This window comes from Burkholderia sp. AU16741, from assembly GCF_002223345.1.
GTDB lineage: Bacteria > Pseudomonadota > Gammaproteobacteria > Burkholderiales > Burkholderiaceae > Burkholderia > Burkholderia sola.
In genome coordinates this window covers 36,928-59,319 of record NZ_NKEZ01000005.1, presented here as the reverse complement: position 1 = coordinate 59,319, position 22,392 = coordinate 36,928, and the positions used below count along the sequence as shown (strand labels likewise).

Annotated in this window: 20 protein-coding genes and 1 pseudogene; 9 read left to right on the top strand and 12 right to left on the bottom strand. The window is 69.2% G+C overall.

Going from position 1 to position 22,392, the window contains the following annotated elements; translation table 11 throughout:
- Positions 1-59: 59 nt before the first annotated feature.
- The 7 genes from CFB89_RS13505 to CFB89_RS13475 all read left to right on the top strand — a co-directional run bounded on the left by CFB89_RS13505 (position 60) and on the right by CFB89_RS13475 (position 7,576).
- Positions 60-1,016, top strand: a complete 957-nt coding sequence (locus tag CFB89_RS13505; RefSeq protein ID WP_089468322.1) for a sugar kinase — start codon at positions 60-62, stop codon at positions 1,014-1,016.
- Complete coding sequence (locus tag CFB89_RS13500) at positions 1,004-2,368, top strand: D-tagatose-bisphosphate aldolase, class II, non-catalytic subunit (RefSeq protein ID WP_089468321.1); 1,365 nt, start codon at positions 1,004-1,006, stop codon at positions 2,366-2,368. The genes CFB89_RS13505 and CFB89_RS13500 overlap by 13 nt, the downstream gene beginning before the upstream one ends.
- Before the next feature lie 71 nt (positions 2,369-2,439).
- On the top strand, positions 2,440-3,765 hold the full coding sequence (locus tag CFB89_RS13495; RefSeq protein WP_089468320.1) for a sugar ABC transporter substrate-binding protein: 1,326 nt from the start codon (positions 2,440-2,442) through the stop codon (positions 3,763-3,765).
- 119 nt (positions 3,766-3,884) lie between these two features.
- Entirely contained in the window at positions 3,885-4,838 is a 954-nt protein-coding gene (locus CFB89_RS13490; protein WP_089468319.1) for a carbohydrate ABC transporter permease, read from the top strand.
- Entirely contained in the window at positions 4,835-5,686 is an 852-nt protein-coding gene (locus CFB89_RS13485) for a carbohydrate ABC transporter permease (RefSeq protein ID WP_089468318.1), read from the top strand. The genes CFB89_RS13490 and CFB89_RS13485 overlap by 4 nt, the downstream gene beginning before the upstream one ends.
- A complete protein-coding gene (locus tag CFB89_RS13480; protein ID WP_089468317.1) occupies positions 5,683-6,411 on the top strand; it encodes an HAD family phosphatase in 729 nt (242 codons plus the stop codon). The genes CFB89_RS13485 and CFB89_RS13480 overlap by 4 nt, the downstream gene beginning before the upstream one ends.
- Before the next feature lie 55 nt (positions 6,412-6,466).
- On the top strand, positions 6,467-7,576 hold the full coding sequence (locus tag CFB89_RS13475) for an ABC transporter ATP-binding protein (RefSeq protein WP_089468316.1): 1,110 nt from the start codon (positions 6,467-6,469) through the stop codon (positions 7,574-7,576).
- 51 nt (positions 7,577-7,627) lie between these two features.
- Here the strand turns inward: CFB89_RS13475 and CFB89_RS13470 are convergent, their stop codons facing one another.
- From CFB89_RS13470 to kynB, 7 genes and pseudogenes are all read right to left on the bottom strand, one after another.
- Positions 7,628-8,584: a sugar-binding transcriptional regulator gene (locus CFB89_RS13470; protein ID WP_034174431.1), complete on the bottom strand. Its 957-nt coding sequence runs from the start codon at positions 8,582-8,584 to the stop codon at positions 7,628-7,630.
- A 121-nt stretch (positions 8,585-8,705) separates the two neighbouring features.
- On the bottom strand, positions 8,706-10,187 hold the full coding sequence (gene xylB, locus CFB89_RS13465; RefSeq protein ID WP_089468315.1) for a xylulokinase: 1,482 nt from the start codon (positions 10,185-10,187) through the stop codon (positions 8,706-8,708).
- 105 nt (positions 10,188-10,292) lie between these two features.
- On the bottom strand, positions 10,293-11,687 hold the full coding sequence (gene dalD / locus CFB89_RS13460) for a D-arabinitol 4-dehydrogenase (protein ID WP_089468314.1): 1,395 nt from the start codon (positions 11,685-11,687) through the stop codon (positions 10,293-10,295).
- A gap of 176 nt (positions 11,688-11,863) precedes the next feature.
- A pseudogene (locus tag CFB89_RS34190) lies at positions 11,864-12,019 on the bottom strand (LysR family transcriptional regulator); the annotation flags it as partial.
- 110 nt (positions 12,020-12,129) lie between these two features.
- Entirely contained in the window at positions 12,130-13,065 is a 936-nt protein-coding gene (kynA, locus tag CFB89_RS13455) for a tryptophan 2,3-dioxygenase (protein ID WP_089468313.1), read from the bottom strand.
- Positions 13,066-13,166: 101 nt separating this feature from the next.
- On the bottom strand, positions 13,167-14,420 hold the full coding sequence (gene kynU / locus CFB89_RS13450; protein WP_373559863.1) for a kynureninase: 1,254 nt from the start codon (positions 14,418-14,420) through the stop codon (positions 13,167-13,169).
- Between the two features lie 27 nt (positions 14,421-14,447).
- The gene (gene kynB / locus CFB89_RS13445) at positions 14,448-15,089 is read right to left on the bottom strand and encodes an arylformamidase (protein ID WP_089468312.1); all 642 of its coding nucleotides are present in this window, start codon (positions 15,087-15,089) and stop codon (positions 14,448-14,450) included.
- Positions 15,090-15,219: 130 nt separating this feature from the next.
- On the opposite strand from kynB, the gene CFB89_RS13440 reads away from it, so the two are divergent.
- Positions 15,220-15,720 (top strand): Lrp/AsnC family transcriptional regulator, encoded by a 501-nt coding sequence (locus tag CFB89_RS13440; protein ID WP_006477992.1) that lies wholly within the window; start codon positions 15,220-15,222, stop codon positions 15,718-15,720.
- On the opposite strand, the gene CFB89_RS13435 is transcribed toward CFB89_RS13440, so the two are convergent.
- The 3 genes from CFB89_RS13435 to CFB89_RS13425 form a co-directional block, all read right to left on the bottom strand.
- A complete protein-coding gene (locus tag CFB89_RS13435) occupies positions 15,707-16,219 on the bottom strand; it encodes a flavin reductase family protein (RefSeq protein WP_089468311.1) in 513 nt (170 codons plus the stop codon). The genes CFB89_RS13440 and CFB89_RS13435 overlap by 14 nt on opposite strands.
- A 276-nt stretch (positions 16,220-16,495) precedes the next feature.
- A complete protein-coding gene (locus tag CFB89_RS13430; protein ID WP_089468310.1) occupies positions 16,496-17,161 on the bottom strand; it encodes a hypothetical protein in 666 nt (221 codons plus the stop codon).
- Positions 17,158-18,564, bottom strand: a complete 1,407-nt coding sequence (locus CFB89_RS13425) for a selenium-binding protein SBP56-related protein (RefSeq protein ID WP_089468309.1) — start codon at positions 18,562-18,564, stop codon at positions 17,158-17,160. Before CFB89_RS13425 ends, CFB89_RS13430 begins: the two co-directional genes overlap by 4 nt.
- Before the next feature lie 590 nt (positions 18,565-19,154).
- Between CFB89_RS13425 and msrA the strand changes: the two genes are divergently transcribed.
- Complete coding sequence (gene msrA / locus CFB89_RS13415) at positions 19,155-19,715, top strand: peptide-methionine (S)-S-oxide reductase MsrA (protein WP_089468308.1); 561 nt, start codon at positions 19,155-19,157, stop codon at positions 19,713-19,715.
- Between the two features lie 22 nt (positions 19,716-19,737).
- Here the strand turns inward: msrA and CFB89_RS13410 are convergent, their stop codons facing one another.
- The gene (locus CFB89_RS13410; RefSeq protein WP_089468307.1) at positions 19,738-21,039 is read right to left on the bottom strand and encodes a DUF72 domain-containing protein; all 1,302 of its coding nucleotides are present in this window, start codon (positions 21,037-21,039) and stop codon (positions 19,738-19,740) included.
- 23 nt (positions 21,040-21,062) lie between these two features.
- On the bottom strand, positions 21,063-22,283 hold the full coding sequence (locus tag CFB89_RS13405) for a cyclopropane-fatty-acyl-phospholipid synthase family protein (RefSeq protein ID WP_089468306.1): 1,221 nt from the start codon (positions 22,281-22,283) through the stop codon (positions 21,063-21,065).
- Between the last annotated feature and the right edge of the window lie 109 nt (positions 22,284-22,392).

Here is a 22,392-nt window from a genome sequence, read left to right as displayed (position 1 = left end):
GCCACGCGCTGGCCGGCCCGCGAGGCGGCGGCCGCCGTCGAACGAGGAGGGCTCGCCTGATGGCCGAGATCGTCGTCGCCGGCGAACTGCTGGCCGAATTCGTCGCCGCCGCGCGCGGCCAGGGTTTCGATACGCCCGGCCTGTTCGAAGGGCCGTTCCCGAGCGGCGCGCCGGCGATCTTCGCCGACCAGGCCGCGCGGCTCGGCGCACGCGTCGCGTATGCGGGCTGCGTCGGCCGCGACGCGTTCGGCGATGCGATCGTCGCGCGGCTCGAACGCGACGGCGTGGACGTGGCGCGCATCCGCCGCGTCGCGCGCCCGACCGGCACCGCGTTCGTCGCGTATCGCGACGATGGCTCGCGCAGCTTCGTCTTCACGCTGTCCACCAGTGCGGCCGCGTGCGTCGATGCGTCCGACGTCGACACCGCGATGTTCGACGGCTGCCGCTACTTCCACGTGATGGGTTCGTCGCTGACGAGCGAATCGGCGATCGCGGCCGTGCAGCGCGGCGTGATCGAGGCCGCGCGCGCGGGCGCCAAGGTGTCGTTCGATCCGAACGTGCGGCCCGAAATGCTGAGCTTTCGCCCGATGCGCGCGGCGCTCGACGAGATGCTCGCCGCGTGTCACCTGTTCCTGCCGAGCGAAGCCGACCTGCCGTTCTTTTGCGGGCCGCAGCCGGCCGAGCGCGCGATCGCGGGCCTGCTCGCGACGCATCCGCTGCTCGAGCGCGTCGTGCTCAAACGCGGCGCGCAAGGCAGCGTCGCGTTCGACCGCGCGAACCGGGTCGAAGCGCCGGCATTTCCGGTCGACGAAGTCGATCCGACCGGCGCCGGCGACTGCTTCGGCGGCACGCTGGTCGCGAGCCTCGTCGCCGGCGTGCCGATCGACGTCGCGCTGCGCCGCGCGAACGCGGCCGGCGCGATCGCGGTCACGCGGCGCGGCCCGATGGAAGGCAACAGCAGCGCGGCCGAGATCGACCGCTTCCTGACCGAACGAGGTATCGCATGTCCGGCCTGACGACCGTTGCCGAGCGCACGCGCACCGCGCACGCGGACACCGTGCTGCGGATGATCTTCGACGCGAACCGCGCGGACGCGCAGCGCGGCATCTATTCGATCTGCAGTGCGCACCGGCTCGTGCTGGAGGCCGCGTGCGAAGCCGCGCGCGCGGACGGCTCGCCGCTGCTGATCGAGGCGACCTGCAACCAGGTGAACCATCTCGGCGGCTATACGGGCATGACGCCCGCCGATTTCCGGCGCGACGTCGATGCGATCGCCGCGCGCTGCGGGCTCGCGCCGTCGGCGCTCGTGCTCGGCGGCGACCATCTCGGCCCGAACCCGTGGCGGCACCGCCGCGCGGCCGACGCGATGCGCGAAGCGGCCGCGATGGTCGCGGCCTACGTCGAAGCCGGTTTCGAAAAGATTCATCTCGATGCGAGCATGGCGTGCGCGGACGATCCGGCGCGGCTCGACGACCGCACGATCGCCGCGCGCGCGGCCGAGCTGTGCCGCGTCGCGGAAGACGCGGCGGCGCGCGCCGGGATCGCGCCCGTCTACGTGATCGGCACCGAGGTGCCGACGCCGGGCGGCGAAGTGAGCGGCGAGGCCGGTAACGAAGCGAGCGGCGACGCGATCGCGCAGATCGCGGTCACGCGCAGCGAGAGCATCGCGGCGACGCTCGACGCGCACCGCCGCGCGTTCGCGGCGGCCGGGCTCGACGATGCGTGGACGCGCGTGGTCGCGATCGTCGCGCAGCCGGGCGTCGACTTCGACGATCGCCACGTGCTCGATTACGACAGCGCCAAGGCGGCGTCACTCGCCGCGAGTATCCTGCAGACACCGCGCCTCGTGTTCGAAGCGCATTCGACCGACTACCAGACCGAAGCCGCGCTCGCCGCGCTCGTGCGCGACCATTTCGCGGTGTTGAAGGTCGGCCCCGCGCTGACGTTCGCGCTGCGCGAGGCGCTGTTCGCGCTGACGTACATCGAGGACGCGCTGATCGACGACGGCGCGCAGCGCTCGCGATTGCGCGACGTCGTCGACGCGGCGATGCGCGCGCAGCCCGAACACTGGGCGCCGTACTACCGCGGCGACGAGACCGCGCAGCGGCTCGCGCGCCAGTTCAGCTACAGCGACCGCATCCGCTACTACTGGCTGCAACCGGCCGTCGCGGCCGCGGTCGAGCAGCTGTTCGACAACCTCGCGCGGCAGCCGGTGCCGGAAACGCTCGTCGCGCAGTGGCTGCCGGACGTCTACGCGGCGTGCCGCGCGGGCGGCCTCGCGAAGGAACCGCGCGCATGGGTGCGCCACCGGATACGCGACGTGATCGCGCACTATGCGCGCGCGTGCGGGATGCAGCGGCCGGCATGACGGGCCGCGAAGGAAGCGACGCAACACCACGCAGGACCGACGACATTTCGAACAATCACAGGAGACATGCCATGCAACGAAAGATGCTCGACGCCGCCGCACGCTGTTTCGCCGGAGCCGCGCTCGCGACGGTGGCCTGCGCGGCGTCCGCCGGCACGCTGACGATCGCGACGCTGAACAACCCCGACATGATCGAGTTGAAGAAGCTGTCGCCGGCGTTCGAGAAGGCGAACCCCGACATCAAGCTGAACTGGGTGATCCTCGAGGAGAACGTGCTGCGCCAGCGCGCGACGACCGACATCACGACCGGCAGCGGCCAGTTCGACGTGATGGCGATCGGCACCTATGAAACGCCGCAGTGGGGCAAGCGCGGCTGGCTCGCGCCGATCACCGGGCTGCCGGCCGACTACGACCTGAACGACATCGTGAAGACCGCGCGCGACAGCCTGTCGTACAACGGCCAGCTGTACGCGCTGCCGTTCTACGTGGAAAGCTCGATGACGTTCTACCGCAAGGACCTGTTCGCGGCGAAGGGGCTGAAGATGCCCGACCAGCCGACCTACGACCAGATCGCCGAATTCGCGGACAAGCTCACCGACAAGTCGAAGGGCACCTACGGGATCTGCCTGCGCGGCAAGGCCGGCTGGGGCGAGAACATGGCGTACGTGTCGACCGTCGTGAACACGTTCGGCGGGCGCTGGTTCGACGAGAAGTGGAACGCGCAGCTCACGTCGCCCGAATGGAAGAAGGCGATCACGTTCTACGTGAATCTGCTGAGGAAAGACGGCCCACCGGGAGCGAGCTCGAACGGCTTCAACGAGAACCTGACGCTGACCGCATCCGGCAAGTGCGCGATGTGGATCGACGCGACGGTCGCGGCCGGGATGCTCTACAACAAGCAGCAGTCGCAGGTGGCCGACAAGATCGGCTTCGCGGCCGCGCCGGTCGCCGTGACGCCGAAGGGCTCGCACTGGCTGTGGGCGTGGGCGCTGGCCGTGCCGAAGACGTCGAAGCAGCAGGACGCCGCGCGCAAGTTCATCGCGTGGGCGACGTCGAAGCAGTACATCGAGATGGTCGGCAAGGACGAAGGCTGGGCGTCGGTGCCGCCGGGCACGCGCACGTCGACGTATCAGCGCGCCGAGTACAAGGCCGCCGCGCCGTTCTCGGACTTCGTGCTGAAGGCGATCGAGACGGCCGACCCGAACGATCCGTCGCTGAAGAAGGTGCCGTACACGGGCGTGCAGTACGTCGGGATTCCCGAGTTCCAGTCGTTCGGCACGGTGGTCGGCCAGTCGATCGCGGGCGCGGTCGCGGGCCAGATGACGGTCGACCAGGCGCTCGCCGCGGGCCAGGCCGCCGCCGACCGCGCGGTGCGGCAGGCCGGCTACAAGAAGTAACGCGCAAGCCGTCGCGCGGCCCGCGTCGTGCGCCGTGGCACACGGCGCGGGCCGGCGAGGCCGACAGGCGGGCAGGCCGTTCGCGTTCGCGCCCGCGCATCAACCGGAGGGACTCCGTCATGCGTCACCTGCGTCTTCCCCTGAGTCACGCTCACGCGCCGTCGGTCGGCGACGCGTCGTCGCCGCCCGGTGCGCCGCGCCGGGCGCGCGGCGGCGCGAGCTGGCTCGTGTCGCCGTCCGTCGCGGTGCTGCTGCTGTGGATGTCGATTCCGCTCGCGATGACGATCTGGTATTCGTTCTCGCGCTACAACCTGCTGAACCCGGACGTGAAGGGCTTCGCCGGGCTCGACAACTACCGCTTCCTCGCGACCGATCCGTCGTTCCTGCCCGCGATCTGGCACACGCTCGTGCTGATCGGCGCGGTGCTCGCGATCACCGTGATCGGCGGCGTGCTGATGGCCGTGCTGTTCGACCGCAAGTTCTACGGGCAGGGCGTCGCGCGCCTGCTCGCGATCGCGCCGTTCTTCGTGATGCCGACGGTCTCCGCGCTGATCTGGAAGAACATGATTCTGCATCCGGTGTACGGGCTCGTCGCGAACGCGATGCGCGCGCTCGGGATGACGCCGATCGACTGGTTCGCCGATTACCCGTTGACCGCGGTGATCATCATCGTCGCGTGGCAGTGGCTGCCGTTCGCGTTCCTGATCCTGTTCACCGCGATCCAGTCGCTCGATCAGGAACAGAAGGAAGCCGCGCGCATCGACGGCGCCGGCCCGATCGCGATGTTCTTCTACATCACGCTGCCGCACCTGAAGCGCGCGATCGCCGTGGTCGTGATGATGGAGACGATCTTCCTGCTGTCGATCTTCGCGGAAATCTACACGACGACCGGCGGCGGCCCGGGCGACGCGACGACCAACCTGTCGTACCTGATCTACGCGCTCGGCCTGCAGCAGTTCGACGTCGGCCTCGCGTCCGCGGGCGGGATCATCGCCGTCGTGGTCGCGAACGTCGTGTCGTTCTTCCTCGTGCGGATGCTCGCGCGCAACCTGAAGGGGGAGTACGAGAAATGAGCGACCTCACTTTGGAAAACCGGCGCATACCGGCCGTATTCGACCTCGTGCGGCGTGCGCTGCCCGGCACGCTCGCGTGGCTGATCGCGCTGTTGCTGTTCTTCCCGATCTTCTGGATGGCGATCACCGCGTTCAAGACCGAGCAGCAGGCGTACGCGTCGTCGCTGTTCTTCATGCCGACGCTCGACAGCTTCCGCGAGGTGTTCGCACGCAGCAACTACTTCGCGTTCGCGTGGAATTCGGTGCTGATCTCGGCCGGCGTCACAGTGATCTCGCTGCTGTTCGCGGTGCCGGCCGCGTACGCGATGGCGTTCTTCCCGAACCATCGCACGCAGAAGGTGCTGCTGTGGATGCTGTCGACGAAGATGATGCCGTCGGTCGGCGTGCTCGTGCCGATCTACCTGCTGTGGAAGAACGCGGGGCTGCTCGATACGGTGTCGGGGCTCGTGATCGTGTACACGCTGATCAACCTGCCGATCGCGGTGTGGATGACCTTCACGTATTTCAACGAGATCCCGAAGGACATCCTGGAGGCCGGGCGGATCGACGGCGCGTCGACGTGGCAGGAGATCGTCTACCTGCTGATGCCGATGGCGCTGCCGGGGCTCGCGTCCACCGCGCTGCTGCTCGTGATCCTGTCGTGGAACGAGGCATTCTGGAGCATCAACCTGTCGAGTTCGAACGCCGCGCCGCTGACCGTGTTCATCGCGTCGTACTCGAGCCCCGAAGGGCTGTTCTGGGCGAAGCTGTCCGCGGCGTCGCTGCTCGCGGTCGCGCCGATCCTGATCGTCGGCTGGCTGTCGCAGAAGCAGTTGGTGCGCGGGCTCACGTTCGGGGCGGTTAAATGAGCGGCGCAGGCAAAGGCGCGGCGAGCAAGGCTGTGGCCGGTCACGGCGCGAACGTGCTGATCTGCGATTGCGACGGCGTGCTGATCGACAGCGAGGCCGTCGCCGCCGACGTGATCGTGCGCGAACTCGACGCGCGCTGGCCGGGCGTCGATGCGCGGCCGGCCGTGATGCCGCTGCTCGGGCTGCGCATCGAGCGCGTGCTGGCCGGCGCGTCCGAGGCGGTGGGTCGGGCGCTGACGAACGACGACGTCGACGCGATCCGCCGCGCGGTCGAGGCGGCGGCCGTGAAGGCGCCGATGGTCGAAGGCATCGACGCGGCGCTGGCCGCGATCGACTTGACGACGGCCTGCGCGAGCAACAGCTATCGCGCATACGTCGAAGCGGCGCTCGCGCGCACCGGCCTCGCGCGCTTCTTCGGCGACCGGCTGTTCTGCGCGGATTCGGTCGCGCGGCCGAAGCCGGCGCCGGACGTGTATCTGGCAGCCGCCCGCGCGCTCGGCGCGGTGCCCGCGCAATGCCTCGTGGTCGAGGACAGCGTGACCGGCATCACCGCCGCGGCCGCGGCCGGCATGACCGTGCTCGGCTTCATCGGCGGCGGGCATGCGTCGGCCGCCCAGATCGACGCGCTGCGCGGCATCGGCGCGCGTCACGTATTCGACGACATGCACGAGCTGCCCGGCTACGTCGCGCGCTGGCAGGCGACGGGCGAGGTGCTGCCGAACTAGCAACGATCCAGCGCTGCCGGCTTGGCGGCGCATCACGAACGAACGGAGACAGATCATGGCAAGCGTGCTCCTGCGCAACATCGCGAAGCGCTACGACGACACCGAAGTGCTGCACAACGTGAACCTCGACATCGCCGACGGCGAATTCGTCGTGTTCGTCGGCCCGAGCGGCTGCGGCAAATCCACGCTGATGCGGATGATCGCCGGCCTGGAAGATATTTCGAACGGCGACCTGCTGATCGACGGCGCGAAGGTCAACGACGTGCCGAGCGCGAAGCGCGGCATCGCGATGGTGTTCCAGTCGTATGCGCTGTACCCGCACATGACGCTGTACGACAACATGGCGTTCGGCCTGAAGCTCGCCGGCGCGAAGAAGCCCGAGATCGACCAGGCCGTGAAGCAGGCCGCGAAGATTCTGCACATCGATCACCTGCTCGACCGCAAGCCGAAGCAGCTGTCGGGCGGCCAGCGGCAGCGCGTCGCGATCGGCCGCGCGATCACGCGCAAGCCGAAGGTGTTTCTGTTCGACGAACCGCTGTCGAACCTCGACGCCGCGCTGCGCGTGAAGATGCGGCTGGAATTCGCGCGGCTGCACGACGAGCTGAAGACGACGATGATCTACGTGACGCACGACCAGGTCGAGGCGATGACGCTCGCCGACAAGATCGTCGTGCTGTCGGGCGGCGCGGTGCAGCAGGTCGGCACGCCGAACGCGCTGTATCACGCGCCGGCGAACCAGTTCGTCGCGGGCTTCATCGGCTCGCCGAAGATGAACTTCCTGAAGGGCACGGTCGAATCGGCCGATGCGGGCGGCGTGCTCGTGCGCTTCGACAGCGGCGAGACGCAGCGTGTCGCGGTCGATGCGGCCGGGCTGCAGCGCGGCGCGGCGGTGACCGTCGGCGTGCGGCCCGAGCATCTGCTGGTCGATGCGGCGGCGCCGGGCGTCGCCGCGCGCACGATGGCCGTCGAGTCGCTGGGTGACGCCGCATATCTGTATGCGGAGTCGGCCGTCGCGCCGGACGGGTTGATCGCGCGGATTCCGCCGCTCGACACGTACCGCACCGGCGACACGCTGCGCGTGCATGCGCAGGCCGAGCACTGTCATCTGTTCGACGAAAACGGGCAGGCGTTTCGGCGACTGAGCGTGCACGCGAAGGCGGCGTGACGCACGGCACGTGCGCGTGCGCGGCTCGAGCCGGCCCGTGCGACGGTGCCGTCAGGCCGCCTTCGCGGCCAGCGCCGCGCGCGCGCACGCTTCGTCGGTGACGAGCCCCGACAGCCAGCCGCCGCGCAGCGCGGCAATCACCGCGTCGTGTTTCTTCGGGCCGCCGGCGAACGCGATCGTCGGCAGTTTCGGCGGCGTGGCGAGCGCGACGCTGGTCACGCGCGCGCTCGTCGACACGGTGATCTGCGTACCTTGCGCGTCGATCGGCACGCCGAGCAATTCGGCCACCGCGCCGAGCGCGGTCATCTCGTCGCGCTCCTGTTCGGTGATGAAGCCGTCTTCGTAGAGCGGGCAGTGCGGGCCGATGTTGCCGATCCCGACGAACGCGACGTCGGCCTCGCCCGACAGCGCCTCGACGATCCGGTACAGTCGATGATTGCACCACTGCGCGCGCTCGGCGTCGCTGTCGGCGAACAGCGGCGCGGGCAGCAGGAAGTGCTTGCTGCCGGTTTTCTCGGAAATGTACTGCGCGACGTCGTAGCGGTTCGACGAACCGTCGGCCGCGATCGCGCCGACCATCGACACGAGCCGGTGCTGCGGCCGGTCGATCTGCGCGATCTGCGCGACCGCGGCCTTCAGCGTCCGGCCGCTGCTGACCGCGATCACCATCGGCCGCGTTTCGTTCAGGTAGCGCTCCATCACCTGCGCGCCGGCGACCGCGAGCTTGCGGTCGATCGCGTCGGGCGCATCGGCGTCGACCGGCACCACTTCGCACATCGCGAGGCCGTAGCGTTTCGACAGTTGCGCGCCGAGGTCGAGACAATCGGCGAGCCGATGGTCGACGCGCACGCGGATCAGGTTCTTCTCGACCGCGAACGCGACGAGGCGCTGCGCGACGGGGCGCGACACCTGCAGCTTTTCGGCGATTTCGTTCTGCGTGTCGCCCGCGACGTAATAGAGCCACGCGGCGCGCGTGGCGAGATCGAGTTTTTCTGAGGACTTGGACACGATAGCGATTCGGTTCGGATGGGGGGCCGCTCCGCGGGCCGGCCGGCGGGCCGCATGACGGCATCCACTGTACCGCATGTCGCGCGGCCGGCCGGCGGCCCGGCCGCGCGACGGGGCGTGCCTACGCGAGCCGTGCGCGCGACGGTTCGTACAGCGGCCGCACGTGACGATACAGCGTGCGGAACGCATCGAGGCGTTCGCGCAGCCGCGCATGGCGGGCGGCGTCCGGCGCGTATTCGGCGCGCACCGGCGGCTTGGTCAGCACCGTATGCGGATCGCCGCCGACGGCGAGCCAGCCGAGCCGTGCCGCGCCGAGCGCGGCGCCCGTTTCGCCGCCGCCGATCTGCTGCGTGCGCACGTTCAGCGCGTCCGCGATCAATTGTGCCCAGAACGCGCTGCGCGCACCGCCGCCGATCAGCGACAACTGGTCGGTTTCCACGCCGGCCGCGTGCAGCGCATCGAGGCCGTCGGCGAGGCCGAGCGTCACGCCTTCGAGCACCGCGTAGCCGAGGTGCGCGCGCTCGGTCGCGTGCGTCATCCCGAAGAACGCGCCCTGCGCGTACGGATCGTTGTGCGGCGTGCGTTCGCCGGACAGATAGGGCAGGAATAGCGGGGCCGCCGCGAGCGCGTCGGGGTCGAGCGCCTCGACTTCGGCGAGCAGCGCGGGCTCGTCCGTGCCGGTCAGCTTGCAGACCCAGCGCAGGCAGCTCGCGGCCGACAGCACGACGCTCATCAGTTGCCAGCGATCGGGAATCGCATGGCAGAACGCATGCACGGCCGACGCGGGATTCGGCATGAAGCGGTCGCCGACCACGCTCAGCACGCCCGACGTGCCGAGCGACACGAAGCCGTCGCCCGCGTGGATCGCGCCGATGCCGAGCGCGCTCGTCGCGTTGTCGCCGCCGCCGCCTGCCACCGGCACGGCCTCCGACAGCCCCAGCTCGCGCGCGACGTCCGCGCGCAGCGTGCCGGACGGCGCGTTGCCTTCGACGATGCGCGGCATCTGCTCGCGCGTCATCCCGCACGCGGCGAGCAGCGCATCGGACCAGTCGCGGCGCGCGACGTCGAGCCACAGCGTGCCGGCCGCGTCCGACGGGTCGGACACTTTCGCGCCGGTCAGCCGGAACCGCAGGTAGTCCTTCGGCATCAGCACGCACGCGGTGGCCGTGAACACGTCGGGTTCGTGCTTCGCGACCCACAGCAGTTTCGGCGCGGTGAAGCCGGGCATCGCGAGGTTGCCGGCCAGCGCGTGGAGATCGGGCGCGCGTTCGGTCAGCAGCGCGCATTCGTCGGCGCTGCGCATGTCGTTCCACAGGATCGCGGGGCGCAGCACGCGGTCGTCGCGGCCGAGCAGCACCGCGCCGTGCATCTGGCCCGACAGGCCGATGCCGCGCACCTGTGCGAACGCGTGGGGATGCCGTTCGCGCAATGCCGCGAGCGCGGCGAGCGTGCCTCGCCACCAGTCGTCCGGATGCTGCTCCGCCCAGCGCGGGTGCGGGCGCGATACGGTAAACGGCGAGCCCGCGGTGCCGACCACCGTGCCGTCCGGGGCCAGCAGCAGCACCTTCACTTCCGAGGTGCCGAGGTCGATGCCGAGATACATGAGCAATCCGTTCGGTCGGTGAGGAGCCGCTACTTTAGCCGTGCCGCACGGCCTGTGCCAAGCGGGTTCGCCCGGCAGCGCGGCCGGGTGCCGGCGCGCGCGTCGTCAACGCGCGGCGAGCCACGCGTCGACGCGCGCGAGCCCGGCGCGCAGCGCCTCGAACAGCGCCGCGTTGCCGGCGAGCGAGCCCCACAGTGCGCGGCTCGCGCACAGCGCGACGGCCGGATCGTCGGCGTCGACGATCGCGCGTGCGCTGCTTTCATCCATCACGCCGTCCTGGTACGCATACGGCAGCGTGCCGCGCGCCCAGCGTTCGAGAAAGCGCAGGAACAGCGCGGGCAGCACGGCGGTGGCGCCCGGTGCGGCGCCGCGCGCGAACGATTCGACGAGCGTCGGCGCGATGAAGCCGGGAATCTTCGAGAAGCCGTCGGCCGCGACGCGCTGGTTCGTGTCGAGCACGTACGGATTGCCGAAGCGCTCCAGCACGACGTCGCGGTAGCGCGCGAGATCGAGCGGGCTGGGGCTCAGGCACGGGATCACGTCCTGCGTCACGTAGTCGTGCGCGAAGCGGCGGATCGCCGCGTCGTGCGTGCCTTCGTGGATGTAGGTGTAGCCCGCGAGCGTGCCGGCCCACGCGATGCAGCTGTGCGTCGCGTTGAGGATGCGGATCTTCGCTTCCTCGTACGGATGCACGTCGTCGACGAGTTCCGCGCCGGCCAATTCCCAGCGCGGCCGGCCGGCCGCGAAGCGGTCCTCGATCACCCACTGGATGAACGATTCGCCCATCACCGGGCATGCGTCGTCGACGCCGGTGGCCGCGAGCACGCGCTCGCGCACGTCGGCGGTCGGGCGCGGCGTGATGCGGTCGACCATCGCGCTGGGCGTCGCGACGTGCGCATCGAACCACGCGAGGAGATCCGCTTCGCCGCGCCGTTCGAGGAATTCGCGCATCCCCGCGCGAAAGCGCGCGCCGTTGTTGCGCAGGTTGTCGCAGCTTTGCAGCGTGAGCGGGCCGGCGCCGCGCTTCACGCGTTCGGCGAGCAGCGCCGCGAGCGCGCCGTACAGCGTCGTGCGCGCGCCCTGCAGATCGGCGGCGAGATCGGCGTTCGCGACGTCGAGCCGGTTGTGTTCGTCGAGGTAGTAGCCGCCTTCGGTGACGGTGAACGACACGATCCGGCACGCCGGATCGGCGCCCGCGTCGATCAGCGCGGCGAGGTCGATCGACCACGGCAGCACGCGGGTGATCGCGCTGATCGTCTCGTACGCGCGCTCGCCTTGCGGCGTGACGGTTTCGAGCGTGTACGCGCCGTGCTGCGCGGCGAGCGCGTCCATCGTCGCGCGCATGTCGTCGCGGATGTTGCCGACGGTCAGCGACCAGCGTTCTTCGGCCGGCACGGCCGCGTTCACGCGATGCAGATACCACGCCTGGTGCGCGCGGTGAAACGAGCCCGCGCCGATGTGCAGCAGCACGGGCGCGCGGGCGGAGGACGATTCGCTCATCCGGTGTCTCCTGTTCGTGCCTGTCTATCCTGTGGAATACGATCATTTGCTCTTTGTGTGAGCGAATGATCGTATTCGGACGCGCGAAAGTCAAGGCGGCGAGACCGCATTTCGATGGTGCGCTGCGGCGGCGTGCGAGGCACGGCCGGCGGGGGAGACCTGATCGGAAAAGGGCGTCAGCGCGCGTCGCGCGTCAGTGCGACGCGTTCGTCGAGCAGCTTGCCGGCCGGCCCCGGCAGAATCCCGTGGCGGCGCCGGAACGCGGTGAGCGCGCAGCGGATGGTGCGGCGCCGCAACGGCAGGACGCGGCGAACCGTCCCGGCGGCACGCTGCAAACGCGGGCGATCTCGTTGGTGTCGGATCCGTGTTCGAACGCGCAGTCCCGCGCGAAGGAGAGGCACGCGCCCGCCCGTCGTCGTGACGGCGGGCGCGTGACGGTGCGTTACAGCGTGGTGCGCACGTGCCAGAGCTCGGGGAACAGCACGACGTCGAGCATCTTGCGCAGGTACGGCGCGCCGCTCGTGCCACCGGTGCCCTGCTTGAAGCCGATGATGCGTTCGACCGTCGTCACGTGACGGAAGCGCCACTGGCGGAACGCATCCTCGAGATCGACGAGTTCCTCGGCCATCTCGTACAGTTCCCAGTGCTGCTGCGGATGACGATAGACCTCGAGCCACGCGGCTTCGACCGTCTCGTCGTGCCGCATCGGCTGGGTCCAGTCGCGCTCGAGCCGCTCGGGCGCGATCGGGAACCCGCGCCGCGCGAGCAGGCGCACGACCTCGTCGTAGAACGACGGCGCCTCGAGCGTCGCGCGCACCTGTTCGAGGATGTCGGCCCGGTGCGCATGCGGCTGCAGCATCTGCGCGTTCTTGTTGCCGAGCAGGAATTCGAGCTGGCGATACTGGTACGACTGGAAGCCCGACGACTGGCCGAGATACGGCCGCATCGCCGAATACTCGGACGGCGTCATCGTCGACAGCACGTTCCACGCCTGCACCAGTTGCTCGAGGATGCGCGACACGCGCGCGAGCATCTTGAACGCGGGCGGCAGCGCGTCGGTGCGCACCGCATCGAGCGCGCCGCGCAGCTCGAACAGCGCGAGCTTCATCCACAGCTCGCTCGTCTGATGCTGGATGATGAACAGCATCTCGTTGTGATCGGGCGACAGCGGATGCTGCGCATCGAGGATCGAATTCAGCGACAGGTAGTCGCCGTAGCTCATCGACTTCGAGAAATCGAGCTGCGCGTCGTGCCAGCCGGCTTGCGTGTCGGCCTCGCCCGGCACGTGCGGCGCGTCGTGCGCGGCTTGCGCCGGTTGGGCGGCGCGTGCGCCCGAGAACGGGCAGCCTGCCGGCGCGTCGCCACCGGGCGGCTGCATATGACCAGAATTCACGACTATCTCCAGATTTGAATGACGAACGCGTGGCGCGCTTCGCATGCAACTGCGGCATGCAGCCGAGGCGCGCCACGCAAAACCGGTCAGGTCACCGCGCCGCGTTCGGCGAACTCGGGCGCCTTCCACGCGTCGGTGGCGAGGATGTCGCGCAGCGTCTCGACCGCATCCCATACGTCGGCGAAGCGCGTATAGAGCGGCGTGAAGCCGAAGCGCAGCACGTACGGCTCGCGGTAGTCGCCGATCACGCCGCGCGCGATCAGCGCCTGCATCACTTCGTAGCCGTGCGGATGCTCGAAGCTCGCCTGCGAGCCGCGCTGGTGATGCGCGCGCGGCGTGACGAGCTTCAGCGACAGGCCCGCGCAGCGTTCCTCGACGAGCGCGATGAACGCGTCGGTCAGCGCGAGCGACTTGCGGCGGATCGTCTGCATGTCGGTCTGCAGGAACACGTCGAGCCCGCATTCGACCATCGACATCGACACGATCGGCTGCGTGCCGCACAGGAAGCGCGCGATGCCCGGGTCGGGCGCGAAGTCCGGCTGCATCGCGAACGGCGCGCGGTGGCCCCACCAGCCCGACAGCGGCTGCGAGAAATGCGCGAGATGGCGCTGCGGCACCCACACGAACGCGGGCGAGCCGGGGCCGCCGTTCAGGTACTTGTACGTGCAGCCGACCGCGCCGTCCGCGCGCGCGCCGTTCAGGTCGACCGGCACCGCGCCGGCCGAGTGCGCGAGATCCCACAGCATCAGCGCGCCCGCGTCGTGCACGAGCTGCGTGACGGCCGGCATGTCGTGCATGTAGCCGGTGCGGTAGTTCACGTGCGTGATCATCGCGACGGCCGTGTCCGCGCCGAGCGCGCCGGGCAGGTCGGCCGGATCGTCGATCAGGCGCAGTTCGTAGCCGCCGCCGAGCTGCTCGATCAGCCCCTGCGCGATGTACAGGTCGGTCGGGAAGTTCGAGCGTTCCGACACGATCACGCGGCGTTCGGGCGCGCGCTCGGCCTGGTGGCGCAGCATCGCGGACAGCAGCTTGAACAGGTTGATCGAGATGGTGTCGGTCACGACCGTTTCGCCGGGCGCGCCGCCGATCAGCGTCGCGAGCTTGTCGCCGAGCCGGCGCGGCAGCGCGAACCAGCCGGCCGTGTTCCAGCTGCGGATCAGGCCGTCGCCCCATTCGGCGCCGATCACCTGTTGCGCGCGGGCGGCCGACGCGCGCGGCTGCGCGCCGAGCGAGTTGCCGTCGAGGTAGATCACGCCGTCGGGCAGTGAGAACTGGTCGCGCAGCGCGGCCAGCGGGTCGTCGCGGTCGAGCGCGAGCGCGTCTTCACGGGTCTTGATCATCATTGTGTGAGGTAGTAGGTCGGGTAATCAGGCGGCGCGTGCGGGCAGTGCGCGGAGTACCGCGCGCACGGGGCTCGCGTCGAGCGTCGCGAATTTCAGCGGCAGCGCGATCAGTTCGTAGTCGCCGGGCGGCACGTCGTCGAGCACGATCCCTTCGAGGATCGCCATCCGGTGCGCCCGCACGCGGTGATGCGCATCCATCGTCTTCGATTCCTGCGGATCGAGCGACGGCGTATCGATGCCGATCAGCTTCACACCGTGCGCGGCGAGCAGGTCGACGGTGTCGGGCGCGACCGCGCAGAAATCGCTGTCCCATTGCTCGACCGCGGCACGCGCATACGTGCGCAGCAGCACGCGCGGCGGCGCGCCGTCGAGCGCGGCTTCCACGTCGGCCGGCCGCACGACCGGCGACGCGCCGATGCAGTGGATCACGCGGCACGGGCCGAGATAGGTGTCGAGCGGCACCGCGCCGATCGGCGCGCCGTCGGCGTCGTAGTGCAGCGGCGCGTCGCAGTGCGCGCCCGTGTGCGGCGACAGCGTCAGGCGTGCGACGTTGACCGGCGAACCGGCTTCCATTCGCCACACGCGTTCGACCGAAACCGGCGTATCGCCCGGCCACACGGGGGTGGCGGGGCTGACCGGCGGCGAGATGTCCCAGAGTGTGTCCATGGCATGACGTTTCGATGAGTCGATCCTTCGAATGATAGGTGGACGCTCGTAGAAAGTGCTTGCGAAATAAACATGGACAATCCGCCGGATTGGCAGATAATTCGACTCAGAGGGAAAACGGGGACCAAAAATGCACGCGATCACGCTCGATGCCACCGACTGCCGGATTCTGGCGGTATTGCAGGAGGAGGGCAGAATCAGCAATCTCGACCTGGCCGAACGCATCTCGCTTTCGCCATCCGCCTGTCTGCGCCGCATGCGCCTGCTCGAGGAGCAGGGCGTGATCGAGCACTATCGCGCGTGCCTGAGCCGCGAGAAGCTCGGCTTCGAGCTCGAGGCGTTCGTGCAGGTGTCGATGCGCAACGAAGAGAATCAATGGCACGAGCGCTTCGCGGAAGCGCTGCGCGAATGGCCGGAGGTGGTCGGCGCGTTCGTCGTGACCGGCGAGAGCCACTATCTGCTGCGCGTGCTCGCGCACAACCTCAAGCACTACTCGGATTTCGTGCTGAACCGCCTGTACAAGGCGCCGGGCGTGATGGACATCCGTTCGAACATCGTGCTGCAGACGCTGAAGGACGAAGCCGGCGCGCCGGTGGGGCTGGCGCGCACGGGGGCGATCAAAGCGGTGTGAGGCCGTGGAAGCCGCCGCCGTGGAACACGAGCGGCGGCGCGGTGTCCGATACCGCGCGCACGCCGCAGCGTTCCACTTCGCCGACGAAGATCACGTGGTCGCCTTCGTCGTAGCGGCTGCGGTTGTGGCATTCGAACCATGCGAGCGCGCCGTCGAGCACGGGCATTCCCGAGTTGCCGGCCGCGTGCGCGATCCCTTCGAAGCGGTCGCCCTTGTAGGTCGAGAAGCGCTTGCACAGGTCGAGCTGCGACGCTGCGAGCACGTTCACTACGTAATGGCTGTTGCCGCGGAACACCGGTGTGGACGCCGATTTGTGCGCGAGGCTCCACAGCACGAGCGGCGGATCGAGCGACACCGAATTGAACGAGCTGGCGGTGATGCCGATCAACTGGCCGGACGGCGCGCGCGTCGTGATCACCGTCACGCCCGTCGCGAACTGGCCGAGCGCCTGCCGGAACGCGGCCGCGTCGAAATCGGGCGGATTGGCGCGGCTCGTCATCGGGCAGCCATCCGGAACGGGGCGGGCGGGCGCGACACGACACGGGCGTGACGCGCGCGGCGGACGAAAGACGACGAGGCGGTCGAGTGGGAAGGGGTGTGCATGGCCCGATTTTAGCGGAATCGCGGTCGCCGGGCCCGGTCGGGCGGCGCATCGCGACGGCAGGGTGACGTAGCGAACACTGCGGCGCGTGGCCTGCGTCGCCATTCCGTCGCCTTTTTGACGGTGCGGCCGTTCAGGCCGACACCGTGTTGCCCGGCCGGCAGCGCGACCGCGCTATTGCGCCGCCGCCAGCCCGAGCGACAACGCCCCCGTCACGATCAGGCTCGACGCCCACACCGTATCGAGATTGAACCAGCTCCTCGACACGAACTTCAGCCCGAGATAGCGGTACACGAGCCACGCGAGCCCGCCGCCGGCGGCGATCATCGCGGCCGCATGCACGGCCGCGACGACGAGCGCCATCCCGAGATGCGCATCGACGAGCATTGCCGCCGCGCGGTGGCCGGCATCCCGGTCGAGTCCGCACAGGCCGAGGTAGATCGGCACCAGCATCAACCCCGCGCCGTGCGCGAGCGCGACTGCGAACGACCACAGGCCGAGCCGCGCCGGCGCAATCCGCGCGAGCGCCCGCGGATGCCGGCGCCGGATCAGCAGCACCGCGCCGAAGCCGATCACGAGTGCGCTCGCGCCGATCCGGATCGCCGTCTGCCACGCGAGCAGCGCCGCGAGCAGCCCGAACGGCAGCATCACCGCGAACACGGCCAGCGCATGACCGAGCGCGAGATAGCCGAGCGCCGCGACGAGTGCGCGGCCGCGGCGCGTCATCAGCGCGTTCGACACCGCGAGCGGCCAGCCCATCGCCGGGTTGAGCCCGTGATAGACGCCGCTCGCGAGCACGGCCGCCCACAGCGCGAACGGTGCGTGAAGGCCGGCGCTCAACGCTTGACCGACGGATAGCAGAACGAGTCGGTCGAGCAGTCGCCGCCTTCGAGCCGGATCTGATGCGCGCGATAGCCGTCGGGGAATTCGACCCAGTAATCGTCGGCGAGCGTCAGCCCGCCGTCCGGCCCCGCATGCGCGAGCACCTGCGCGGCCGGCACGCCGTCCGGATAGAACTGGTCGTCCCACGTCGAATAGAGCGAATTGGTCCAGTACACGCGGCGCCCGTCGCGGCTGATCTCGACCATCTGCGGGCCGCCCGCGAACGCTCGGCCATTCGAGTGCGGCGCACGGCGCGCGATGCCGCCAATGCGCACCGACCCGGCGAGCACCGGATGGTGCGGGTCCGACACGTCGTACTGGCGCATCTCGCCGGTGCCCCAGCACGACACGTACAGGAAGCGGTCGTCGAGCGACAGGTCGATGTCGGTCACGAGCGGCGGCACCGCGCCGAATCCTTGCAGCAGCGGCGGCAGCTCATCGGCCGTGGCCGGCTCGGCCGGGATCGTCGCGGTCTTCTTCACATGGAACTTGCCGCCTTCGCGCCACCAGGTCCAGATCGAGCCTTCGAGATTGGTCGTGTCGACCACGACGCCGACGAATCCGTATTCGCGCACCGGGTCGTGCGCGGGCCGCACCTCGAGCGCCATCTGGTGCTGCGCGCCGAGATCGATCGTCTGCACGTTGCGCCGCGCGCGCAGGTCCCAGAAATGCAGCCGGTGCCCGTACTTGTTCGCGAGCAGATCCTCGGGGACGATCCCGTTCTCGAATTGCGGCGGCAGCGCCCATTCGCTCGACACCATGTAGTCGCGCGGCAGGTTCCACCAGAAGTCGTAATGCTTGTCCTGCGGGCCGCGGTCGATCTCCCAGCGGCCGAGCACGTCGAAGGTCTCGCAATCCATGATGAAGATGCCGGGCGCGCCGTCGGTGCCGTCCTTGCCCGCGCCGCCGAGCGTGCTCACGTAGATGCCCTCGGGCCCGCAATGCACGGTGTGCGGCCGCGAATAGCCGGTCTTCGCGAAGATCTCGTCGGGCTCGACGATCTTGTGGATGCGCGCCTGCGTCGGATGCGGCTTCGTGTCGATCACGTAGATGCGCGACGAGCGTAGGCCCGGGATGATCAGGAAGCGGCGCTCGAGGAATGCATGCCCGGTGAGCGGCGACAGCGCCGACGAGCATGCATTCCAGCCGAAGTGGTGAAACTCGTCGCCGGTGTTCGGCATCGTCACCGTATGCACGATCTTGCCGTACGTCGACGAACCGGGCTTCACGTCGATCACGGCAAGCGCGTCGGGTCTGGAAAAATCGGGGCTCAGCAACAACGTATAGGCAAACTCCTCCGCCGGCGCCTGCATCGCAAGCTCGGGCGAAGCGTGAAACGTCGGGTCGGGCCGCATGCTCATGGTGATGCCTCCTCGATGGGTCTGGATCGTGAGCGCACGGCCGTTCGTTGCGGGCGTGCGGGTCGGGATGGCCGCGCGGCGTGCATCGTGCCGGCGGGGGCGATCGACGCACGGACGCACGTGTCGGTGCCACGCGCGGCGCCGTGCATCAGATCGTGAAAGCGGGGAAAGCGGGTAACGGCGACCGGCCGGATCGCCGCGCCGCGGGCGGGGCGGACGGGCGGCGACGTGATGAAGCCGTCGAAGCGGCGCCCCGCGGCGCGGCAGCGGCCGGGCGGGTGACGCGGGTGAATGCTGTTAAGGCATGCATAGCGATGTTCCGGCAGATGATGTTGGCATCAGGGTCGGGCATGCATCGAACGCTGCGCGCGTGACCGCGGGTTTGCCGCCGCGCTGGCGCGTGCCTAAGTGTAGACGAGAATCGGTAGGCGAGTCGGGCGCGGCGCCTGCGTGATCTGCCAGGTTCGCGCGCGAGTGAGATACTTGCCGGAGTGCCGCGGTGACCCGTATCACGGGCGCGCGGCGGCGGGATGGAACCGTGGCAGACGGCACGGGCGTGTCGCTGCCGTCATCAACGAGGGTCTGAATTCATGGGGAACGAGATGCTTGAAACCGCGACTTTGGGAGGCGGGTGTTTCTGGTGCACGGAGGCCGTGTTTCTCGACGTCGACGGCGTGACGGCCGTCCAGTCGGGTTATGCGGGCGGCCATACGCGCAACCCCGGCTACCGCGACATCTGCGAAGGCGACACCGGCCACGCGGAAGTCGTCAACGTGACGTTCGATCCGGCGCGCATCGGCTATCGCGAGATTCTCGAGATCTTCTTCGCGACGCACGATCCGACCACGCTGAACCGGCAGGGCAACGACGTCGGCACGCAGTACCGGTCGGTCGTGTTCACGCATTCGGATGCGCAGCGCGACACGGCGCTCGACGTGATCCGCGAGCTCGAGCGCGAGCAGGTATTCGGCCAGCCGATCGTCACGCAGGTCATGCCGCTCGACGGCAACTACTGGCCGGCCGAGGACTACCATCAGAACTATTACGCGCGGAACCCGGGGCAGGGCTACTGCTCGGTCGTGATCGGGCCGAAGCTCGCGAAATTCCGGCAGAAGTTCTCGCACCGGCTGAAGTCGCTGCGCGGCGCGTAAGCGACGGCGGCGCAAGCCGCGCTCACGCCGCCTCGTTGCGCCACTGCGCGCACGCGGCGGCGATTTCGCGTGCGAGCGCGATGCACGACAGCGGCGCGGAGCCTTCCGCCTTGTTGTTGATCGTGATGATCACCGGCTGCCCGGCCAGCGCATAGCGCGCGGCCAGTTCGGCGAGCGCCGAGCGCGTGGCCGGATCCTCGTCGACGAGCTTGTCGAACGGCTCGTATTTCGCCTTCGCCTGCTCGTACTTGAAACCGCCGTGCAGGCTCCAGCGCACGATCAGCGGGCCCGGCGCGTCGCCGTCGAGCAGCGCGAGCGCGGCGGCCTGGCGCAGCGGGTCGGGCATCCGCGCATGCAGGCCGACGCAGTAGCGCACGCCGAGCGCGGCCAATGCGCGGATGAAGCGCGGCGTGAGCAGGCTCGCGTCGCGGATCTCGATCGCGTAGCGCGTGCCGTCGGCGTCCGGCGGCAGCGGCGGCAGCGCCGCGAAGAACGCGGCGAGCCGGTCGATCAGCGCGGCCGGCTCCGCGAGCAGCTGATCGGGCAGCGGCGAGAACTGGAACACGAGCACGCCGGCTTTCCGGCCGAGGCCATCGAGGCACGGCTGAACGAATTCGCGGGTCGCGAGCTGGGCATCGAGGAAGGTCGGGTTCGGCCCGGACGGCTCGCCGCGCCGGCCGCGGATCACCGCGTCGGTCACCGCGGCCGGCGCCTTCACGACGAAACGGAAATCGTCGGGCACCTGCTGCGCGTAGCGCAGGTAATCGGCCACCGACAGCGGCCCGTAGAACGACCGGTCGAGGCTCACGCTCTTCAGCAGCGGATGCGCGCCGTACGCTTCGAGCCCTTCGCGCGACAGCTTCGTCTGCGCGAAGTCGCCATCGTAGACGATGCCGTTCCAGCCGGGGAAATACCACGACGACGCGCCGAGCCGCACGTTCGGCGGCAGGCCGGCCGCGGCTTCAGCCACGTCTGCCGAGATCGGTGCCGGGAGCACGCCACGCTTGCGGCGGCCTTGCTTCGGCGCGGCGGCCGGTGGAGACGGTTCGTCCCACAGCAGGCCGGATGACGGGGCGGGCTCGTCGTCATCGGGGGTGGGGCGGGAGGCCGTCCGGGCGGGCCGCGCCGGTCGCGCGTCTTCCGGTGCGTGCGGCGTCACGTGCTCATCGGGGCCGGCGGGGCGATCGTCGTCGGCCGGCGACGCGCGTGCGGCGTCCGTCGGCGCGCCGAACAGGTCGAACTGCCCGTCGGCGTGCGACTCGTCGGCGTCGTCGCGCGGCTGTCGTTGCGGCGGCGCCTTGCGCCGCGTCCTGCCGTCACCCATGCATGCCCTGCGTGATGCGCCGCCTAGCGCGGCAGCGCGTGTTCGTACATGTAGCGCCGCGACCACGGCAGCGTTTTCGCGCTGCGCCCGGCCTTGCGGCACACGATCTGGAAGATCGACACGTCGTCGTGCTCGAACGCATACGCGCAGCCGGCGAGATACACGCGCCAGATGCGGAATTTTTCGTCGTCGACGAGCTTTCTCGCTTCTTCCGCTTTCGCTTCGAAGTTTTCCGTCCAGATATCGAGCGTGCGCGCATAGTGCCGGCGCAGGCTTTCGACGTCAACCGCCTCGAGTCCGCCGCGCTGCGCCGCTTCGAGCGCGAGGCTGATGTGCGGCAGCTCGCCGTCCGGGAACACGTAGCGATCGATGAATTCGCCGCCGCCGAGCGCCGTTTCGCCGCTTTCCGCGTCGGTCGACGTGATCCCGTGGTTCATCGCGATGCCGTCGTCGGCGAGCAGTTCCCGCACGCGCGAGAAGTAGAGCGGCAGGTTCTTGCGGCCGACGTGCTCGAACATCCCGACGCTCGTGATCCGGTCGAACTGGCCTTCGATCTCGCGGTAATCCTGCAGACGAATCTCGATCTTGTCTTCGAGCCCCGCCGCCTTCACGCGCGCGGTCGCGAGGTCGAACTGGTTCTGCGACAGCGTCACGCCGAGACACGTCGCGCCGAACTTCTGCGCGGCGCGCAGCACGAGCGCGCCCCAGCCGCAGCCGATGTCGAGCAGGCGCTGGCCGGGCTGCAGCTGGATCTTCGTCAGGATGTGGTCGATCTTCTTGATCTGCGCGGTGGCGAGATCCTCGTCGCCGTTCTCGAAGTACGCGCACGAGTACACCATGTTCTCGTCGAGCCACAGCTGGTAGAACTCGTTCGACACGTCGTAGTGGTACTGGATCGCCTTCTTGTCGGTGCTCTTCGTGTGATTGAAGTAGCGCTTCACGCGTGCGAGCTTGCTCGCGCTCGTCACGGTGCTGCGCGCGAGCGAGTAGCCGATGTTGATGATGTCCGACAGCTTGCCTTCGATGTCGATCTTGCCCTTCACGTACGCCTCGCCGAGATTGTCGAGGCTCGGTTCGAGCAGCAGCGGCAACGCCGATGCGCTGTTCACCTTCAGCGTGACCTGCGGCGCGCTGAAGGTGCCGAAATCGAGTTGATCGCCGTTCCACAGCACGAGTCGCGCCGGTATGTTCGCTTTTGCCCGTACTTCATCCGCCCACTGTGCCAGCTTCTTTTCCCAGAACATTTGGATTCTCCGTTTGTTCGTTGAATCGAATACAGCCAAGTATCTTGACCGGCGCCCACCACTTGCGGCGCAGGCACCCGGATGCAACACGAGACACGACCGGCGTGCG

Coding starts and splice junctions, on each gene's coding strand:
- CFB89_RS13505 (WP_089468322.1), top strand. CDS start 60: ATGGCCGAGATCGTCGTCGCCGGCGAACTGCTGGCCGAATTCGTCGCC.
- CFB89_RS13500 (WP_089468321.1), top strand. CDS start 1,004: ATGTCCGGCCTGACGACCGTTGCCGAGCGCACGCGCACCGCGCACGCG.
- CFB89_RS13495 (WP_089468320.1), top strand. CDS start 2,440: ATGCAACGAAAGATGCTCGACGCCGCCGCACGCTGTTTCGCCGGAGCC.
- CFB89_RS13490 (WP_089468319.1), top strand. CDS start 3,885: ATGCGTCACCTGCGTCTTCCCCTGAGTCACGCTCACGCGCCGTCGGTC.
- CFB89_RS13485 (WP_089468318.1), top strand. CDS start 4,835: ATGAGCGACCTCACTTTGGAAAACCGGCGCATACCGGCCGTATTCGAC.
- CFB89_RS13480 (WP_089468317.1), top strand. CDS start 5,683: ATGAGCGGCGCAGGCAAAGGCGCGGCGAGCAAGGCTGTGGCCGGTCAC.
- CFB89_RS13475 (WP_089468316.1), top strand. CDS start 6,467: ATGGCAAGCGTGCTCCTGCGCAACATCGCGAAGCGCTACGACGACACC.
- xylB (WP_089468315.1), bottom strand. CDS start 10,187: ATGTATCTCGGCATCGACCTCGGCACCTCGGAAGTGAAGGTGCTGCTG.
- dalD (WP_089468314.1), bottom strand. CDS start 11,687: ATGAGCGAATCGTCCTCCGCCCGCGCGCCCGTGCTGCTGCACATCGGC.
- kynA (WP_089468313.1), bottom strand. CDS start 13,065: ATGCAGCCGCCCGGTGGCGACGCGCCGGCAGGCTGCCCGTTCTCGGGC.
- kynU (WP_373559863.1), bottom strand. CDS start 14,420: ATGATCAAGACCCGTGAAGACGCGCTCGCGCTCGACCGCGACGACCCG.
- kynB (WP_089468312.1), bottom strand. CDS start 15,089: ATGGACACACTCTGGGACATCTCGCCGCCGGTCAGCCCCGCCACCCCC.
- CFB89_RS13440 (WP_006477992.1), top strand. CDS start 15,220: ATGCACGCGATCACGCTCGATGCCACCGACTGCCGGATTCTGGCGGTA.
- CFB89_RS13435 (WP_089468311.1), bottom strand. CDS start 16,219: ATGACGAGCCGCGCCAATCCGCCCGATTTCGACGCGGCCGCGTTCCGG.
- CFB89_RS13425 (WP_089468309.1), bottom strand. CDS start 18,564: ATGAGCATGCGGCCCGACCCGACGTTTCACGCTTCGCCCGAGCTTGCG.
- msrA (WP_089468308.1), top strand. CDS start 19,155: ATGGGGAACGAGATGCTTGAAACCGCGACTTTGGGAGGCGGGTGTTTC.
- CFB89_RS13410 (WP_089468307.1), bottom strand. CDS start 21,039: ATGGGTGACGGCAGGACGCGGCGCAAGGCGCCGCCGCAACGACAGCCG.
- CFB89_RS13405 (WP_089468306.1), bottom strand. CDS start 22,283: ATGTTCTGGGAAAAGAAGCTGGCACAGTGGGCGGATGAAGTACGGGCA.